This window comes from Aquibacillus halophilus (assembly GCF_009649745.1).
GTDB lineage: Bacteria > Bacillota > Bacilli > Bacillales > Amphibacillaceae > Aquibacillus > Aquibacillus halophilus.
On sequence record NZ_WJNG01000001.1, the window covers coordinates 248,370 to 263,914 of the forward strand.

The 15,545-nt window shown below is 36.1% G+C and carries 15 protein-coding genes; 5 read left to right on the plus strand and 10 right to left on the minus strand.

Going from position 1 to position 15,545, the window contains the following annotated elements; all coding sequences use genetic code 11:
- Positions 1–85: 85 nt before the first annotated feature.
- Positions 86–406: a hypothetical protein gene (locus tag GH741_RS01080; RefSeq protein ID WP_153734924.1), complete on the minus strand. Its 321-nt coding sequence runs from the start codon at positions 404–406 to the stop codon at positions 86–88.
- 237 nt (positions 407–643) lie between these two features.
- Between GH741_RS01080 and GH741_RS01085 the strand changes: the two genes are divergently transcribed.
- Positions 644–1,051 (plus strand): hypothetical protein, encoded by a 408-nt coding sequence (locus GH741_RS01085; RefSeq protein ID WP_153734925.1) that lies wholly within the window; start codon positions 644–646, stop codon positions 1,049–1,051.
- Positions 1,052–1,340: 289 nt separating this feature from the next.
- Here the strand turns inward: GH741_RS01085 and GH741_RS01090 are convergent, their stop codons facing one another.
- The 8 genes from GH741_RS01090 to nagA form a co-directional block, all read right to left on the minus strand.
- Positions 1,341–2,198, minus strand: coding sequence for a glycerophosphodiester phosphodiesterase family protein (locus GH741_RS01090; RefSeq protein ID WP_153734926.1), 858 nt, complete (start codon positions 2,196–2,198; stop codon positions 1,341–1,343).
- Positions 2,199–2,993: 795 nt separating this feature from the next.
- Entirely contained in the window at positions 2,994–3,098 is a 105-nt protein-coding gene (locus tag GH741_RS22390) for a nuclease-related domain-containing protein (RefSeq protein ID WP_153734927.1), read from the minus strand.
- A gap of 205 nt (positions 3,099–3,303) precedes the next feature.
- A complete protein-coding gene (locus GH741_RS01100; RefSeq protein WP_153734928.1) occupies positions 3,304–4,191 on the minus strand; it encodes an MORN repeat-containing protein in 888 nt (295 codons plus the stop codon).
- A 67-nt stretch (positions 4,192–4,258) separates the two neighbouring features.
- Complete coding sequence (locus tag GH741_RS01105) at positions 4,259–4,762, minus strand: hypothetical protein (RefSeq protein ID WP_153734929.1); 504 nt, start codon at positions 4,760–4,762, stop codon at positions 4,259–4,261.
- A gap of 638 nt (positions 4,763–5,400) precedes the next feature.
- Positions 5,401–6,303, minus strand: a complete 903-nt coding sequence (murQ, locus tag GH741_RS01110) for an N-acetylmuramic acid 6-phosphate etherase (protein WP_153734930.1) — start codon at positions 6,301–6,303, stop codon at positions 5,401–5,403.
- A gap of 22 nt (positions 6,304–6,325) precedes the next feature.
- Entirely contained in the window at positions 6,326–7,051 is a 726-nt protein-coding gene (locus GH741_RS01115) for a GntR family transcriptional regulator (RefSeq protein WP_153734931.1), read from the minus strand.
- A 37-nt stretch (positions 7,052–7,088) separates the two neighbouring features.
- Complete coding sequence (gene nagB, locus GH741_RS01120) at positions 7,089–7,838, minus strand: glucosamine-6-phosphate deaminase (protein WP_153734932.1); 750 nt, start codon at positions 7,836–7,838, stop codon at positions 7,089–7,091.
- Positions 7,835–9,028, minus strand: coding sequence for an N-acetylglucosamine-6-phosphate deacetylase (gene nagA, locus GH741_RS01125; RefSeq protein WP_153734933.1), 1,194 nt, complete (start codon positions 9,026–9,028; stop codon positions 7,835–7,837). The genes nagB and nagA overlap by 4 nt, the downstream gene beginning before the upstream one ends.
- 354 nt (positions 9,029–9,382) lie before the next feature.
- On the opposite strand from nagA, the gene nagE reads away from it, so the two are divergent.
- Both nagE and GH741_RS01135 read left to right on the plus strand, forming a co-directional pair.
- Complete coding sequence (gene nagE / locus GH741_RS01130; RefSeq protein WP_153734934.1) at positions 9,383–10,834, plus strand: N-acetylglucosamine-specific PTS transporter subunit IIBC; 1,452 nt, start codon at positions 9,383–9,385, stop codon at positions 10,832–10,834.
- Positions 10,835–10,950: 116 nt separating this feature from the next.
- Entirely contained in the window at positions 10,951–11,865 is a 915-nt protein-coding gene (locus GH741_RS01135; RefSeq protein ID WP_153734935.1) for a DUF7916 family protein, read from the plus strand.
- A 91-nt stretch (positions 11,866–11,956) separates the two neighbouring features.
- On the opposite strand, the gene GH741_RS01140 is transcribed toward GH741_RS01135, so the two are convergent.
- Positions 11,957–12,520, minus strand: a complete 564-nt coding sequence (locus tag GH741_RS01140) for a nitroreductase family protein (protein WP_153734936.1) — start codon at positions 12,518–12,520, stop codon at positions 11,957–11,959.
- A gap of 190 nt (positions 12,521–12,710) precedes the next feature.
- Between GH741_RS01140 and GH741_RS01145 the strand changes: the two genes are divergently transcribed.
- Positions 12,711–13,793: a C40 family peptidase gene (locus GH741_RS01145; RefSeq protein WP_338079184.1), complete on the plus strand. Its 1,083-nt coding sequence runs from the start codon at positions 12,711–12,713 to the stop codon at positions 13,791–13,793.
- A gap of 373 nt (positions 13,794–14,166) precedes the next feature.
- Entirely contained in the window at positions 14,167–15,471 is a 1,305-nt protein-coding gene (locus GH741_RS22245; protein ID WP_153734937.1) for an O-antigen ligase family protein, read from the plus strand.
- Positions 15,472–15,545 lie beyond the last annotated feature (74 nt).

The window sequence follows — 15,545 nt, forward strand, 5'->3', positions numbered from 1 at the left end:
GTGATTTAAATTGTCATTTCGTCGGATAGAAATTGCTTTGTCTTCTAATCGAATAAAAGTTAAATCAGCCCTAGGCAAAAAAACTTTATTCCTCCACACTTGTATCTTTTTTAAAAATACCAATAAGTAATAAAATAAGACCGACCACAAAAAGAACAGGTGTTAAATAAAATAATGATATGACCATCATCCAGCCCCCTCCTGCACCCAGAGAAAGAAGTTCTATAATCGCACCTACTACCAACGCTGTGAATGGCGACAAGACGATCAAAGTTATTCCCCTAATGATATACTTTGTTCTCTTTGGTTTTCCTTTTGCTTTACGTTTTGCAAAAATAAATCCAAACACTACGACCAGTGCACATGCAATAATGAATAATGTAGTTCCCAACATTTCCATGTTCATGTCTATCACTCCTTTTTACAGAAATAATTATAAGAATTTTCAATTAATTAACCTTATCAATTATAACACTGCATGAGTTATATTACCTAGGTTTGGGAATTTAGGGTAATAGCTTGTCACTTTCTGGCGATTTTTCCAAACTGCATGAATGTAAATGGTTACCTTTCTTGTAAACTCTATTTCAGACGAAACCTTATTATATTTAATACGACTATCATGATAAGGGAGGCGAATTTTGTGAAGAAATTTATCATTGTGCTATTATTTCTATTCATTGTCGGGTGTAGTAGTCAGACCGATGAATTAACTGATTTCAAACAGCCACCATCTATGTTTGCTGTAATTAATGACAAAGAATACAAAATGGAAACAGGAGGATTTAGGTGGGAGTTTAAACAAGGATTAACCACACAGGTGACACAAACTGATGCAGCATCGCCAAATCAAATAGCTGAAGATTTCGAGCCAATAGTATTGGGAGAAGATAACAGGATTGAGGTTGTCACAAAAGGTAACCCTGAAATCACTGCTTATTTATGGAACGAAGAAGAAAGAGTAAGAGAAATCACTATTAAAAATGATCAATTCCACGTTCCTGCGGAAAAAGGAAAATATATATATGAAGTTATTGGGGGAATGGGATAATGGTGAGGCATCCTATACATTTGTTGTGGAAGTTCAATAGCCATACTATGGAGGTGGGCGCTTAAAGTAGCGCATTTAATCCGGTGAACGGCGCATAATTGATGGATATAGTGCATTTAGACCGGAGAACGGCGCAATTCCCATGGATAGCAGCGCATTCAGTACGGAGAACAGCGCATTTCCCATGGATAACGGCTCATCCATCAATTAAAACAAACAATTAACAATGACTGGTTACCAAATAATGGACCTGACATTGTTAATTAATGAAAACTCATTATGAAGTTGTCTAATAGGTAAACGACAAGCTTAACTCCAATAGAACATCAGGTTTATTTGTAAACATTCCATCGACGCCAAGTTCCAACATTTCATTCATAACTTTTAATTGATTAACTGTATATGCATGTACCAGCAGGTTATTGTTATGGGCTAGATCCACAAAATCTTTCGTAACAGCCTTATAATTCACACCTACTCCTGCTGCATAGGAGGTAATTTCCTTGAGCTTCTGTTCAGTTAAATTTAGTGCATTTTCGTCTTCTAATAACTTTATAAGAGGAATTCTGACATTTAGGCTTTTCATTCTCAGCAAGCTATCCTGACTGAATGATTGGATGATGACTTGTCCGTTAGACAAATTAAGATCGTATTTTAATAAAAGGTCGTAAACGGTCTTTTCTACACCTTTATTCGTTTTCTTCAATTCAATATAGTAGTTTGTGTCTGTTCCAAATCGTTTAAAAATTTCTTCTAATGTTAAAATTTTAGCACCTTGAAAATCTTCACCAAACCACTTACCAATATCAATTTGTTTGATTTCATCTAATCTGTATTGTTCTATTTCTCCCTTCCAATCTGTTTTATCATCAAGTTTGTGATCATGATAAGCAATTGGAACGCCATCTTTTGTCATTTGTACATCAATTTCCAGATAATCAGCATTCATTTCCTTTGCTAACTTATAGGATTGCATCGTATGCTCCGGTGCATAAGCAGAAGCACCACGATGTGCTATCGTTATAAATTCACCTTTTTCAATCTTAAGCTTCTCTTCCCCACTTACCACATGAGTTATTGTCATAAAAGATAATAATAAAAGCATTACTTTCTTTTTCATAGTAATCACCATAGTGAACTCTTTCATTTTGATGAGGATCCTGGTTGCTATGCATTAAAGGGATTTTGCTATTGATATAAGTATTTCCTGTTCTTACTATATTTATTGTTTTTTTATTCTATAACGGATTAACTTTTAAATCAGGATGCTCACTTTTTTGCTGATGGTGTATTTTATTTTTTGGTTGCTGTATATGTATATTCGTCAAATATCTCTATTCCATCTGCCATTTTTTTACTTATTTCCCAGGGAATATTTCAAATTGCAACATAATAAGTGCTATTGTAAACTATATTTGGATTAGGCTGGTTATTAGGAGGATTTCCTCGTGTACTTACATTTCGGGAAATTATACGTACTCCCCTTTTCTTTCAACCATTACCGAACTACATTTTGGACAAGCTGAAGATTCTTCTGTTGTTATGTCCTGACTCACTATTTTTTTTGATGGCTTATCACGTAGTTGCTTTTCTTTATCCTGAAGGTTTTTTCTATGTCATTAGAATGTCCTGATATACTCACTACTTTATTTTGGGAGGATCTACTTTTCGTTCTTGTCTTCGCTTTTACTGAGTTAATATGATTCTTTCGTACAACCTTTAATTCTTTTCGATCAGTAATAATTAAATTTTCTGCTTTTTTGTTAATGTTATGAAGGTCAAAATTACTATATACCGATGTTGCTTTTCCCGAGAAAGCAACAATGGAGTAAAAGTAGTGTTTGTCCTCCTCTTGTAGGTAGTTAGATAATGCTTGTATGTGTCCTGAATTCTGCTAAATTGGATTACATAACTTTGACTTTTTCAATTACTTGTGTCAGTATCATTGTTTTTCATTTCCAAATATCCAACCATCATAATGCTTCGTTTCGATAAAAAAGATACCATTCGGTGAGGTAACGACTTGATCAACTTGTGTGCCCCCCATTTTCAGTTGGTACGTATAAGTCTTTAAAAATTGTGTGTTTCTCTGAATCCAGTTTCTTTAGCTTGTTGCTAATATAACTTTCACCAATATACCCTTTAATTTTCGGATAGTTCAGTCGAAAAGTGACCAACAGAATAATTGCAGAAATAAATAGAAACCACATGAAAGGACACGCCCATACATTTATTTAAGTAGAGAAAAGGCTTTATTCAACCAACTCATTATCGACCCATTCACCTTCCATTACTGTTCCATCTTTTAGTGTTGCTTTTCCATAACCATGTCTCGTCCAGCCGTTTACTTGACCTACATACTTCTCACCGTTAGTCAGAATCATTTCTCCTTCACCATATGGTAAGTCATCTTTCCATTCTCCTTGATAAATATTACCTTTTCTATCTATATACTTTCCGTAGCCGTCTCTTAATCCGTTCTTGTACTCTCCTTCATAGATGACATCTATCCAGAGAATTTTTCCTGTTTCTGTACCCTGTCCGTGCTTTCTATCGTCTTTCCAGTTACCTTCATACTTATAATTTACTGCTAACCCAAGGTCAACAACTTCTGTTCCAAATCCATTTCGCTGATCATTTGCCCAGCTACCTTCATAGGATGTTGAACTATTTGCAATTTTCCCTTCACCGTGCTTTATTTCCCCTTGACGTTCTCCCGCATATTCTCCGGAAAGCACTCGTTCATCTATTTCCTCATCGGCCATGCCAACTCCCACTATTACTCCCAATCCCACTAAAATGAGTACCAGCAAACCGCTATATTGTAAAAGCACTCCTTTTCTTGTTTGTTTTCCTAAAATAACTATTTTTGTCGGTGCAATAAGCCCAACGAACAAACTAATTAGAGCGATACACCCCAGAAATAAAAATAATATCATTGCTGATATAATCCAGGCAAAGCCAAGCCCAATCAGTAAGATTGCAGAACCTGAAATAGTTAGTCCAAAGTACACGAACACCTTTTTCCTAGTTCTCTTTTCCGGAGTATCCCATAACACGATCCATTTAGGTTTAATAAATCCTATGATTAATGCTAATCCTGATAAAAATAATAAAATAAACAGTAATAAAGTTAACATGTTATATTCCCCTTAAGATGGTTTTCTGAAGCTAATTATTTATCAAGCTATCGAGTACTAAGTGTTATTAACCCCACCAAATAACAAAAAACTTACGATCTAAAATCCAACCTATAATGCGAAAAGGTAATTTTATTACCCACCAGATTGCAAGAAATGTATATTTGATTGTCCACCAAATTAATAAGAATAGGAACCTGATTAAATACAACGGTGACATAAACAAATAAAACCAGAATGATCGGTTATCTTTTTTGTTTTGCTTATTTTGTTTTATGGCAATTCCTTCACGAATCATGAGTTCTTTAGTAAAAAAATAGAATAAATCATTTATCGTACTATTGTCTTTCAGAAAACTCTCTCCATCATATGGGATTTTTATATCTAACTCAGTTTCTAGTGAAGATAACAGCTGTTGTTCTCTTTCTATGTTGTTGCCAAGTAATTCACCTATATTTTCATCACCTTTAAATAAACGTGTATCCCCTCCTCTTACCTGAAATAAAACTGTGGTAACAGATTGTACAACTTGCCCTCTGATTCTTTTCATTTCCTTTTTCCTATTTGGCATTGTTTTAGCTCCTTACCTAGATTATTGGATAATATGTAATTGAATTAATGGATCCATATATATAGCCCCAAGTGAATTACTCATCTCTTGTTCACCTTTCACTTCCCCATAAACGGTGGTTGTTGATTCGCTTATTTCCCGCTTAAAAAAACAACTTTAAAAAAAGCAGTAAAGAGAAAATTTTTCTTTTAAAAAGACCTCTCCTGACAACATAGTTGACAAGACTAATTTCGAAAATTATGTATTCCTACAAGGCTAACTATATTATTGATTTATCCGATTACATAAAATTCCTATTATTACCATTATAGAATAAATTACGACAATTTTATAGGGATTTCGACCTAAAATTACAAAAATATACTCAAATAAAGAGGGACTGCTGAAAAACTAACATTTTTGAAACAAGCGAGTTAAGGTTAGCGCATATTATCTAGGGATGAGCGCATTCTCGGTCTACTAGAGCGCATATATCTCAGGGGTGGCGCATTTTCGGTTGACTTGAGCGCATACATCTGTGGATAAGAGCATTCCATCTTGATTTCAGCGCATTCAGCACCGTGATTGACGCATTCTTCAGATGAATCAGTTCTGTTTTTTTTTCCATAAAAAAACTTCTACTAATCAAAGTAGAAGAATTAATTGTTTTTCGCATTATAATAAGCTTTTATGGCATTTTTTAAATGTCCGTTTTCTTCATTAAGATAGACCTGCGCTTCGCTGAGATCTGCTTCAGTAATACTCATAAAGATGGCAGATTTCAAGTCTTGTCCACTATCATTCATAAGCTGTTGGGCTTCAGTTTCTGACACATTTACTACTTCCATTAATGTCTGTTTAGCCCGCTTTACTAATTTTTTGTTAATCAGTTGCATGTCGACCATTTGGTTTTGATAGATTTTTCCTAATCGGATCATTGTAGCAGTGGATAGCATATTAAGAACCATTTTTTGTGCAGTTCCTGCTTTAAGTCTTGTTGATCCTCGGATTACCTCTGGTCCAACGACAACCTCGATGCCACAATCACTTAAATCTGTTGAGATCGTATCATGGTTACAGCTTATTGAAATAGCAGTGGCATCTAAGCTTTTTGCATACTTAATAGCTGATACAGAATATGGGGTTGAGCCACTGGCACTAATGCCAACAACTACATCCTTTTGATTAAAAGAATATGATTTTAGTTCATTTATTACAACTGCTTCATCATCTTCGTGTTGTTCAAGTGGACTCCACATCGCTTCTTTTCCACCTGCTACTAACCCAATCCAGCGATCATCTTCAATTGAAAATGTTGGACCTAGCTCGACAGCATCAAGTACCCCTAGCCTTCCACTAGTGCCAGCACCTACTATAAATACACGTCCACCTTGCTTCCATTGTTCAACAATTAATTCAATTGCTTTGGCGATCTGAGGCAATGCCTGTCTTACGCCTTGATCGATTGCTTTGTCTTCATTTAGCATAAGTGTAACAATATCGATCGGTTCCATTTCATCTATTGTTAAGCTATTTTTATTTAGTGTTTCTGTTACGTTCATCTTCCACACTCCAACCCTTGAATTAGCCTCTTTTTAAGTCAATCATAAATTTGTACCTGTCAGCGCGATAGGATGATTTTACTATTTCAAAAATACGATTATCTTCTAATCTAGATGTTCGTTGCATGATCATAACTGGAGATAGTTCGGGTATCTCAAGTAGTTTTAATTCTTCCTTATTTGCAATTGAAGCTTCAATCACTTGTGTTCCACTCCCGATGTTCATATGCAACGTACCCTCGATATATTTATATAATGAATCCTGTACAATTTCAGTTGTTAAGCCTTGAACTAAGTTTGCTGAAATGTAGGTTCTCTCTAACGCCATTGGTATATCCTCAGCTAAACGAATTCGTTTAATTTCATATACAGGTCCGTGTTCAGGAACATTTAGTTGATTTGCTAACTTAATGTCAGCTGGAATGATTTCAAAACTGACTAGTTTGCTACTAGCCTTCATTCCTCTAGCTTTCATATCTTCCGTAAAGCTGGTTAATCCTTGAAGGTTCTGTTCAAACTTTTGTTCCGTAACGAAGGTACCTTTCCCTTTGATTCTATATAAATATCGTTCATTAACCAGATTAATAATCGCTTGTCTAACTGTCATCCTGCTAATGCCATATTTTTCGGAGTACTCTCGTTCAGATGGAAGGGAATCACCGGGCTTTAGTTGATTACTTTCAATCAATTGTTTGATTGATTCTTCTAACTGATGATATATAGGTATGGGGGAATTTTTATCAATCATCATTTGTTCTCCCTCTCTCACTTAGGTTTCGTTCTTTTTATCGTATCATTGATGATGATATATCTACATACTTAAGTGCTTCATTATCGGCAATAATTGTTACATTTTTGTGTTGATTAAGAATTGATGCAGGAAATGACGTGTCTATTTCACCATGAAGTAATTTTTCTAACGCTCTACTTTTTCTTTCCCCCGACACTAAAAGCAATATCTCTTTACTTTCCAAAATTGTAGCAATACCCATTGTAATCGCTTGTGTTGGAACTTCGTCGATGTTATCAAAGTATCTTGCATTTGCTTTACGCGTTGCACTCGACAAATCAACAATATGTGTACGAGTATCAAAGGCTGTACCTGGTTCATTAAAACCGATATGCCCATTACTTCCAAGTCCGAGTATCTGTAAATCAACGCCATTGTGTTCTGCAATCTTTTGCTCGTAAGTCTTACATTCCAGTTCAAAATCATCGGCTGCACCATTTGGGAGGTGTGTTTGATTGTTAGGAATATCAATATGCTCAAAAAGATTTTTTTCCATATAATAATGATAGCTATTTGGATTAGTTGGTTTCATACCTGTATACTCGTCAAGATTAAAGGTTACTACATGTTGGTACGAGGTTTTGTTATTTTTATAATCATTAATTAAATAGTTATATGTTTTAACTGGAGTCCCGCCAGTAGCTAATCCTAGCGTTATTTTCGATGACTGCTTAACCCTCTCCAATATGGTAGAGGCAGCAATTTCACTCATATTTGAATAATCTTTTGCAGTTATAATTTTCATATCTGTTCATCTCCTTTTGCGAATGCAAGCTGTCCCTTACAAAATGTCATGTACACATCATTATGATCGTCTAATATAACAATGTCAGCATCTTTTCCAATCGCAATACTTCCTTTTCGATCAAACAATCCTAGTTCTTTTGCAGCATTGGTTGATGACATGGTAATTGCTTCAGCTACGGAACAATTGGTGTATTCCATTATATTCTTAAACGCTTGCCCCATTTTTAACACACTACCTGCTAATGTACCGTCGGCTAGGAATGCCTTGTTACCTGTAACTGTTACTTCCTGTCCACCTAAGTCATAGGTGCCATTTTTAAGGCATTTTGCTCGCATAGCATCAGTTATTAGTACAAGTCGATCTGCTGTTTTTTGACGATAAGCAAGGTCAACTGCTTGAGGGGTAGAATGGATTCCATCAGAAATAATCTCAACCATCAATTCATCCTTTAGTAATGCGGCTCCTACTACACCAGGCTCGCGGTGATGGAACTCTCTCATCTGATTGTATAGATGAGTAACATGAGACAATCCTTGTTCAATTGCAACATCAACTTGGTCTGCCGTTGCATTGGAATGACCAATTGATGCAATAATTTTATTTTCTTTTAAATAACGAATGAGTTCTTCTGACCCTGGTAGCTCCGGCGCTAACGTAACTAGTTTAATTTTACTATTACAAAGGATTTGCCACTTTTTAAATAACAATAAATCAGGGTCAGTAATATGACCTAATGGCTGTGCGCCGGCTTTATCCTTATTTATAAACGGTCCTTCTAGGTGAATACCAATAATCTCTGCATCGCCTGGTTGTTGATGATTCCTAATGTAGTCGCCCGCATTTTTAAGTGCTGCTTCAATTGTCGATCTATCTTGAGTAATCGTTGTAGCCAAAAAACTCGTCGTTCCCTCACTTGGTACAGAAGCAGCCATGTTTTGTAGTGCTTCAGTCGTAGCATCCATTGTATCCGAACCGTTTATACCGTGAATATGAACGTCAATCATACCCGGTATTATTTTATAATTACTTGGAAGATCAATTATTTCAAATCCTTCATAAGAAGTTAAGGTTTCTATGGAGCCTATACAAGAAATATAGCCATTTACCAATTTAATATAAGCATTTTCAACTAATCCATTCTCTGAATAAAGACTTGCGTTTCTTATTAATACATTATTTTTTTTCATTTTCACACCACACCATACTTTTATTTGGTTACGTTCAGAATATCATTTTAGTGTATAGTTGTCTATACATATTAGCCCATACTGGTTTGTTCTATACCATTATACCCATCGGCTACTTATTTTAGTGTAATGTAAGCATTTTCTTTTTATAATAAACATAAGCATAATTGGTATAGACAACTATATTGTTACTGTGCTAAAATACGTTTGAAGATCAAATATTCACAAAAATGAGTATGAAAGGAGGAACAAAAGTCAGGCTATGCAGATGACTGCCTAGATAGTATTTCGTACTTATTTTAGTGATTATGTTTTGCACTATTTTTATTAATTATTGATAGGAGGTTTTTTAAAATGATGAATTATTTTCAAAAATTAGGACGCTCATTAATGCTACCGGTAGCTGTCTTACCAGCTGCAGCGATCTTAATGGGTATTGGTTATTGGATTGACCCTTCAGGTTGGGGCGCTGGAAGTGCGATTGCAGCATTTCTAATTAAAGCAGGTGCTTCGATTATTGACAACATCCCAATTCTTTTTGCTGTCGGTGTGGCTCTCGGGATGTCAAAAGATCGAGATGGTTCTGCTGCGTTAAGTGGTCTAGTTGCATTTCTCGTAACGACAACGCTACTTTCAACAAGTACAGTTGCCTTGTTACAGGGCATTGACCCAGCAACAGTTGATCCCGCTTTCGGAAAAATTGGAAACGCTTTTGTAGGTATTATCTCAGGTATTATTGCTGCGATTATGTACAACCGCTTCAGTCATGTTAAGCTACCTGACGCTCTCGCTTTCTTTAGTGGAAAACGACTTGTGCCAATTATGACTGCTGGTTCTATGATCGTAGTTTCAGCTGTATTATTCTTCGTTTGGCCATTAGTTTATTCTGGCCTTGTATCATTCGGTACTTCAATTAGTAATTTAGGATCAGCAGGAGCAGGTCTATATGGTTTCTTCAATAGACTTTTAATCCCAACTGGGTTGCACCATGCTTTGAACTCTGTGTTCTGGTTTGATGTAGCTGGAATTAATGATATTGGTAAGTTCTGGTCAGGTGAAGGTGAAAAAGGTGTAACTGGTATGTATCAAGCAGGTTTCTTCCCTATTATGATGTTTGGTCTACCGGCTGCAGGTTTAGCAATGTATCATACCGCTAAAACAGCGAAGAAGAAACAAGTTGCATCATTGATGTTAGCTGCAGGTTTTGCTTCTTTCTTTACCGGCGTTACAGAGCCACTTGAATTCGCATTTATGTTCGTAGCACCGTTTCTTTATGTAGTTCACGCTGCATTAACAGGTCTTTCTTTATTCATTGCTTCTATGTTTGATTGGACAGCAGGTTTTGGTTTCAGCGCAGGTTTTGTTGACTTTGTACTAAGTTCAAGACTTCCATTGGCTAACATGCCTTATATGCTACTTGTTCAAGGACTAGTATTTGGTGTTATCTACTACTTCTTGTTCCGTTTCTTGATTACTAAGTTCAACATCGCTACTCCAGGTCGTGAGGATGAAGATCTTGACGCAGTAGCTGGAGAAGAGAAAGTTGTAAGTGGTAAAGATAAAATAGCTGTAATGGCAACTGAAATTTATGCTGGATTAGGTGGAGACGAAAACGTCGTTTCTGTCGATAATTGTGTTACACGTCTACGGTTAGAAGTTAAAGATATGGACGCAGTAGATCAGAAAAAGATTAAGGATACAGGCGTTCCAGGAATTAATGTTGTTGGAAAAAACAATATTCAGGTTATTGTCGGAACACAAGTTCAATTCGTTGCAGATGAAATTCATAAAATACGAAAAGGATGACAATAAGCACTTTTGCAATTTGTAGATTTTTTTAATCCCTGTTTTATTGAAGTTCCTTAATCACTTTGTGGTTAAGGAATTTCTTGTTCAATTAAATGAATGGAGGCTTAGTTAGTATGAAACGAATACTTAACTGTTTTGCATCAGATTTTAAAGAATTAAAAGGGAAAGATTTGTTGGACTCGATCCAAGCAAGTGAAGGAAGAACCATCGTCTCAGAAATTGTTGTTCCGGTACAACCTCTATACCCAGAAATATCCAATCCTGAAATTGTGTCAGCATTTGGTGCAGATCTTCTACTACTGAATATGTTTGACGTCAATAACCCAGCCATCGCAGGCATTGATAGTGAAGGGTCTCAAGTAATCAAAAAGTTAAAAGAACTGACAGGAAGACCAATTGGCATTAACCTTGAGCCTGTTGACCCAGCGGCTGAAGCAGCCGAGGAGCTCCTGACATTACCAGTTGGTCGCACGGCTACTACTGAATCGTTATTAAAAGTAAAAGAACTAGGCATTGATTTTGTTTGTTTAACTGGTAATCCTAAAACAGGTGTAACAAATGACGAAATTTTAAAAGCTATTAGTAATGCCAAAACTATTCTTGGTGATGATGTCTCCATTATTGCAGGAAAAATGCATGGTGCAGGTGTTAAAGGAGAAGCAGGACACTCCATTTTAAATGACGAGATAATTGAAAAGTTTATCCATGCAGGTGCAAGTGTTATATTAATTCCGTCTCCAGGAACGGTCCCTGGAATTACCGTTGAACGCGCCAACCAATGGGTATCGACGGTTCATCAAAACGGCGCCCTAGCCATGCTGACAATAGGTACGAGTCAAGAAGGTGCTGATTCCACTACAATCAAACAAATAGCCCTGCAAAATAAGATGGTTGGTGCTGATCTACATCATATCGGTGATGCCGGTTATACAGGAATTGCTATTCCAGAAAATATCATGGATTATTCGATTGCTATTAGAGGAAAGCGTCATACCTATATTCGGATGGCCGCTTCTATTAACCGATAAAAAGTTACATGTGGATTTGAACAAGGTTGCAAATCCACTGAAAATTTCACTTTAAAAGCAGACCGCTTAGCGATCTGCTTTTTTCTACTATCTATTTAAAGGTTCCCTCATAAATGGATTCTTCCACTGGTCTCCGATCTGAGATCTTTTCTTTTTCCTGGATATCTTCAGGCAGTGCCTCTTTATCACCTTGATAACCAATTGCGACGACTGCATGAATGGCAAACTCTTCCGGTATATTCAACACTTCTCTTGCTTGATCTTTATCGAATCCTCCCATTGGGTGGGTGATCAAACCATTTCGGATTGCTTGTAAAGATAGGAATCCCCAAGCAGCTCCAGTGTCGAATGCATGTGGGCCTTTCTTTTCAGAAATAATCAATGCTAACACAGGTGCCTTTTCACACCATTTTCTGTTCCCTTTCATAATAAAAGAATGAAATTTTTCACGTTCATCTTTCGAACGGGCAATAATAAATCTCCATGGCTGGTTATTCATTGATGATGGTGCCCAACGAGCCGCTTCAAACAGACTCATTAATAGGTCCTCGGGTACTTCTTTTTCCAAAAAGGACCTCGGCGACCAGCGTTCTAAATAGATAGCATCTATATCATAATCGGGTTGGCGTACTTGTGTTGAACCGGTAGTGTCCATTTATTAAATTCCTCCTTCACTTGAAAATTAAAAATCCTGCATTGTCTAATTATACCTTTCCCTAGTTTGTGTCGCATTAAAACAGTTTGCTGTTTTCGGCCTTGCAAGACAAAATGTATGATTTTTCCACAAATTAGTGTGCTATAATCAGGATAATTAGACTGACCATTTAGAAAAGGGGACTGATCGAGTGAAAAAAAAGTTGTTGTCGATTACCGCCGGGGCTGTTATAGCCTCATCACTTGGTGTTTCTGTTGCTGAGGCTGCCACCTACAAAGTACAAAAAGGGGACTCGTTATGGCTGATTGCACAAAAACATCAAACTAGTGTAGATAATTTACGGACTATTAATAGTCTTTCTAGTGCAACAATTTTTCCCAACCAAATGCTAAAGATTGTTTTAGAACCGGCGCCATCTAAACCGACAGTTAAACCCGAGCAGATTCCAAAAGCTACTGCTACTTATACTGTAAAATCAGGAGATTCACTAAGTAAAATTGCAGCTGCCCATAAAACTTCAATATCGAACTTAATTGAGTGGAACAAACTTTCATCCACATTAATTTATCCTGGTGATGTATTTACCGTTACGAAACCAGGAAGCTCAACTACAACTAGTGAATCAAACAAACAGGCTCCACCTGTTAAAAATTCTGATTCTAAACCAGAGACAAATACTCCAAAACCAACAACAAGCACAACTACATACAAGGTTAAGTCTGGGGATTCTCTATGGAAGATTAGCAATAATTTAAATGTTACCATTGCTAATCTAAAAAAATGGAACAAGCTCACAACCGATGTCATCCAGATTGGACAAGTATTGCAACTCGAAAAGACACCAGTTGAGAAAATTGAGCAACCTAAAACACCGACTAAAGTAGAGCCACCTACCGAACAGGTAGACTATGATATTACTAAGCTTATAGATGAGGCGAACCAGTTACTCGGGACAGCTTATCTTTTTGGCGGATCAAGTCTGAACACTGGGTTTGATTGTAGTGGATTTATTCACTATGCATATAACAAAGCAGGCAAATCGATTGGAAGATATTCGAGTGATGGATACTATAACCGTTCATTCTATGTTAATAACCCTCAAATTGGTGACCTGGTGTTTTTTGAGAATACCTATCGTAAAGGCATCTCTCACTTAGGTATTTTCATAGGGAACAACAACTTTATCCACGCAGCATCTAGTGGCGTACAGATTACTAGTTTAGATGATTCTTATTGGAAAAAGCACTTTGAAGGATTTAAGAGGTTTTATTAAAAGTAATCCATAGAAATACCAGCTGAACCATTTGAGTTCAGCTGGTACTTTTTTTCATTTCGGCTTTTAAAAAGTATAACTCCAATAGATTAACTTAATAATTTTTAAAATTGTTTTATTACAACACAAGCGAAATAAACTGTCTTCATTCTACCTTATCGTTCTCGACTATTTATTAATACTTTTTAGCAGTCATATATAAGATTATGTTATATATTGTTATACTTTTCTGTAATCTATGAAACTTCTGTTTGTTCTTTATATCGAAATTAGATATAATTACCTAAATGTTGGAATTTAGGTTGTCTTACAAAAAATCTGGAATTCCTTTCCAGAATACTAGTAATATCAATCGTGGAAGTAGGTTAGAGACGTGAAACTAACAAGCAAAAAAATCTATCCTAATTATTATTTGCTCTTAATTTTTATCATCGCATTTCCTTTTTTAGTTTTACCATGGTGGAATATCTACTATAGTACACTTACCAAATTGGTTTATTTAACTTTATTTACAATTGTACTTTGGTCCTTTTTGCTACTTCAATGGGTTAAACAAAGACGGCTGCCTCAGTTTCCTCAGTCTCGGGCGGAAAAGCTACTAATCATCTTTTTCTTCGTGATCTGTTTATCGACTCTGTTCGCTCAAGATATCATGGTCTCTTTCTGGGGAAGTCTGCATAAACTTCATGGATTTATTGCTTGGTTTGGTTACATATCTCTTTTTCTTTTTAGCTATAGACTTATTCCTGTTAATAAAGTAATCAAGATCGTTCGTTTAATGGTTTTTGCCTCTTTTTTTGTCTCGATATATGGCATAATCCAACACTTTTACCTTGATAGATTAGTAGCTGAACCCATAGAAAGAGTTTTTGTTAGAAGCTGGGCATTCTTTGACAACTCAAATCATTTTGGAACTTATCTTGTCATTATGATGCTTAGTGCAATGACTTTTTATCTTATGGCTGATAACGTAAAAGAATTTTCGGTATATTGGGTAATTATTAGCACCCTCTACATAGCAGTTTTATACACGTTTACACGTGGTGCATGGCTAGCTATTTTGGGTGGTATGATAGTTCTTACAATTTTTGTCGTTTGGAAAAACAGACAAGCTTGGAAAAGGTGGGTGCTTTTACTTGTTAGTTTAGTTCTCTTGCTTATCCTTGTTAATATATCGGAGGATAATTTCTTATTTTACCGATTGTTCAGTATTGGTGAGGATGTTAACTCTGTTTTTTTAGAAGAAGATGGGGACATGGCTGGAGCAGGTCGTTGGGGAATATGGGCAACGACTGTGCCTTTAGTAAAGGATTATTATCTACTGGGGTCAGGACCAAGTAGTTTTTCAATAGTTTTTCCATATACAGAGTACTGGAAAGAACATGGTCTAGATAACTCTCACAACGAATTTCTTGAAATTGCTTTTAGTATGGGGATACCCGCTTTACTTCTGTATATAGCCTTTCTGTTTACTATTATAAAACAGGGATTTATAGCTGCCAGGCAAGTTAATGGGGATAAGCAAATATTTTTATATGGTTTACTGGCTACAATTATTGGTTATCTAATAAAAACCCTATTCAATATTAGTGTCATCCCAGTCGCACCGCTTTTCTGGGTATTATTAGCGATGTGCTATGCTTTTTCTTTGAACATTATGAATAAGAGGATTGAGTAGATTTTTGATGGTGGTCAGATTAGATTGTAATCTGACCACCATTTTTTTGGTTGAAGAAATAAGCTTCTAACTTT

Bases quoted from the DNA above. Each gene is read 5' to 3' on its own strand.
- GH741_RS01080 (WP_153734924.1), bottom strand. From the start codon at position 406: ATGAACATGGAAATGTTGGGAACTACATTATTCATTATTGCATGTGCA.
- GH741_RS01100 (WP_153734928.1), bottom strand. From the start codon at position 4,191: ATGTTAACTTTATTACTGTTTATTTTATTATTTTTATCAGGATTAGCA.
- nagB (WP_153734932.1), bottom strand. From the start codon at position 7,838: ATGAAAATTATAACTGCAAAAGATTATTCAAATATGAGTGAAATTGCT.
- GH741_RS01135 (WP_153734935.1), top strand. From the start codon at position 10,951: ATGAAACGAATACTTAACTGTTTTGCATCAGATTTTAAAGAATTAAAA.
- GH741_RS01115 (WP_153734931.1), bottom strand. From the start codon at position 7,051: ATGATTGATAAAAATTCCCCCATACCTATATATCATCAGTTAGAAGAA.
- GH741_RS22390 (WP_153734927.1), bottom strand. From the start codon at position 3,098: ATGGGGGGCACACAAGTTGATCAAGTCGTTACCTCACCGAATGGTATC.
- GH741_RS01140 (WP_153734936.1), bottom strand. From the start codon at position 12,520: ATGGACACTACCGGTTCAACACAAGTACGCCAACCCGATTATGATATA.
- murQ (WP_153734930.1), bottom strand. From the start codon at position 6,303: ATGAACGTAACAGAAACACTAAATAAAAATAGCTTAACAATAGATGAA.
- nagA (WP_153734933.1), bottom strand. From the start codon at position 9,028: ATGAAAAAAAATAATGTATTAATAAGAAACGCAAGTCTTTATTCAGAG.
- GH741_RS01090 (WP_153734926.1), bottom strand. From the start codon at position 2,198: ATGAAAGAGTTCACTATGGTGATTACTATGAAAAAGAAAGTAATGCTT.
- GH741_RS01105 (WP_153734929.1), bottom strand. From the start codon at position 4,762: ATGCCAAATAGGAAAAAGGAAATGAAAAGAATCAGAGGGCAAGTTGTA.
- nagE (WP_153734934.1), top strand. From the start codon at position 9,383: ATGATGAATTATTTTCAAAAATTAGGACGCTCATTAATGCTACCGGTA.